This is a genomic window from Rhodopirellula maiorica SM1 (assembly GCF_000346295.1).
Classification (GTDB): Bacteria; Planctomycetota; Planctomycetia; order Pirellulales; family Pirellulaceae; genus Novipirellula; species Novipirellula maiorica.
On sequence record NZ_ANOG01000310.1, the window covers coordinates 1 to 2649 of the forward strand.

A 2649-nucleotide genomic window follows, 5' to 3' on the forward strand; every position below is an offset into this window, starting at 1 on the left:
GTCAGCGAAGCGGCCGACGTGGTAAGTGTAGGCATCGATGGTTGCATCAGCAAAATGCCGGATTTTCATGTCTTCGGCGAGACGCTTCGTGTTTTTGCAGAGGCGATTTTGATAAGGGGTCATGGCAGAGATCCAATGCGGGAGACAAGTCGCGAACGCCAAGTGTGTTCACGGGAATACATCCCAGGATGCTTGCGCGTTTGAAAAGCGCAAGGCCATAATTTCACTTTATTCGTCACAACCGGACCACATGCAGTCACTTACGACTGCGTGAAGGTGCGAGGCATGCTCATTCGTGCAATAAAGAAAACGCGTTTGGCCACGAAGCCAAACCACTGCTGCATCAAGGATGCGAGCGAACGGAGTCAATGAGTCAACGCCGCATCAAAACAGACGTGCCCGACCCAAAGGGGTTAGGTTCAACGCTTGGCATAACCGGGCCGCCGCGGTTGATGCTCTACTTGAAAACGCGCGACCGGCGGCTCCGTGTTCATGCCTTTGTTAGGTGCGGGATTCTAGCGAAGGGTTGCGTCGAGTTCGATTCTCAACGGCTCAAAAACAGACTCAAAGTGGTCGGCGTCAAACTCTATACGTACAATCCCGGAAATGTTGCTAAACATTTCCACGCCTTTTTCAGCAAGAAGCATCACCTTCTTGCGACCGTACTTTCCCTGGAAGAATCCAATCTCGTGTATCACATTCTGGCGAGCGCGAACACCGCCGTCGTGCGTCTGATCATCCTTAGTCATGAGGATGATCGCACACTTGCAGCTTTTGCTTGCCTTTTCGAGCTTTTCGACAATCGTCAGCCCTTCTGAGGGCAATTCCGACAGAATCACAGGCGTTTTTCCGTATCGATTCTGCACAAAATCCTTCAACTTCAGTTTCAGTAACTCGTTGTGGCCGTGGCTGATGAACACATTACTCGCTTGTTCCACGAGAATCTCCTTAAGGTGATACTCAAGTTTAGAGAAGAAGGTACCAGCTTCCTTGTCCAGGAAGTAGCGAGCGCCGAGACGCATAGCAGCCGCGACGACTTCTGTAGTCTGGTCCTGCTTCTTTGTTATCAAAACGGCTTCCATTTTCGGAAATCGCTGTTTCGCCCATTGCAGCAATCCTACTCCTTCGTCCTTGTACGACGGGGGCATCATCAAATCTATTACGGCGACGTCGACGGTTGTTTCGAGCAGATGTGTACGCGCCTCGTCCGCCCCGGGCAAATACTGCACCGATAGACCGCACTTCTCCATCACCTCAACGCACTTGACTGCGAACGGACGTTCGTCTTCAACGAGAATCGCCCTGATCATTCAACGGCTCCCGTCTTGCGAAGTTCACTGCGTATTCGTGCCAAGTGACTTTGAGCTGGCAAGGGTAATGCTGAGAACTTCTGCACATCGTCAAAACACCTAAGAGCCTGCACGACCTGGTCAACGTACGGAAGGCATTCATCGAGCAATTTATAGCGAGGCGTCATGGAGTCGCCACGAGAAAACGAGATCGTACCGGATGAACCGTTGACGCACACGTACCACGAATGATCGGCCGGTGTGGCCATAGCTTCGTGTTTGACTACGCCGCCCCGTGTATCAATTTCAAGGCCACTGTTGATCACGAGTGGTTTGCGAAGGCCACGGCACGCGACTGCGGCATGACTCGTCATACCACCGTAAACGGTCACAACGCCGGCGCATTGGTGAATCGCGTCGACATCTTCTGGGCTCGCCTCAGCAACAACGAGAATGGTTCCAGTGAAATCGTCGATGTTGCCGGACCGGGAACCCAGTATACAGAGCCGTCCGACGGCCGTGCCCGGTGAGGCGGGTAAGCCGTTCCCGATAGAGACGGAACTTGGATCCGAGAAGGCAAAATCCGTAAATTGAACCAACATGTCTGGTTGGACTCGCTCAAGATAATCGAGTTCGCTCACGATCCCGTCTCGGAACAGTTCGGAAAGTGTTCGCCATATTCCGGAGTCGGTGATCTCGTCTCTTGTGGCCATGATGATCTGTGGCGAACGATCTTGGGTAAGCGTTACCTCAGTTGGAAAGGCCATCGTTCTTTCGACTTGGCGAAGTAAGGTCCGGTACACTGGTCGAAATCGCTCTATGTTGTTTCGGATGCTATTGGCATAGTTCTTGGCGGTGGTGACTTCACCGTAACCGGTGCGCGTAGCCAACATGTACGGATTGTCATATGCAGGTTGAATAAATACTGCTGGGATGCTACGGGCATCGTCAATTCCATCAACGTGTCGGCTAGCACGAGCAGTGTCATCCGACCAGGAGCGATAGAGGGCCTCAACGCCGTACTGAATTGACGCGATACTTCGTTCAACCGTAACCTCTTCCAGTAGCCCGACGTAGCTCTCGGGAACACTTGACCGAATCGTGACCTGCCCATGCTGAATGAATGCCCTTTCCTTCTGCAAGATGGCGGCAATTCGATTCGTTATCTCCGTCGGCAGACAGCCCAACTTCGCGAATTCACGAAAAATTTCATTGCCTATCACAATCGTCGGCGCGACGCGAAGGCCAGCCACTTTGAGAGTGTGAAGGTTGTGAATCAGGGCGCCAACGGCCGATGGCTTACATTGCGAACGACTATTGAGCAATTCCACATAGTGTGGCTCGTCTCGCGCGGCACGTG

General features: G+C 52.7%; 2 protein-coding genes. Both read right to left on the minus strand.

The window, feature by feature from the left end:
• Window positions 1-515: 515 nt before the first annotated feature.
• Entirely contained in the window at window positions 516-1310 is a 795-nt protein-coding gene (locus tag RMSM_RS36660) for a TIR domain-containing protein (protein ID WP_008695028.1), read from the minus strand.
• Window positions 1307-2649 (minus strand): PEP-utilizing enzyme (locus RMSM_RS10050; RefSeq protein ID WP_261340335.1); only part of this gene is annotated, 1343 nt, incomplete at its 5' end. The genes RMSM_RS36660 and RMSM_RS10050, both read right to left, overlap by 4 nt.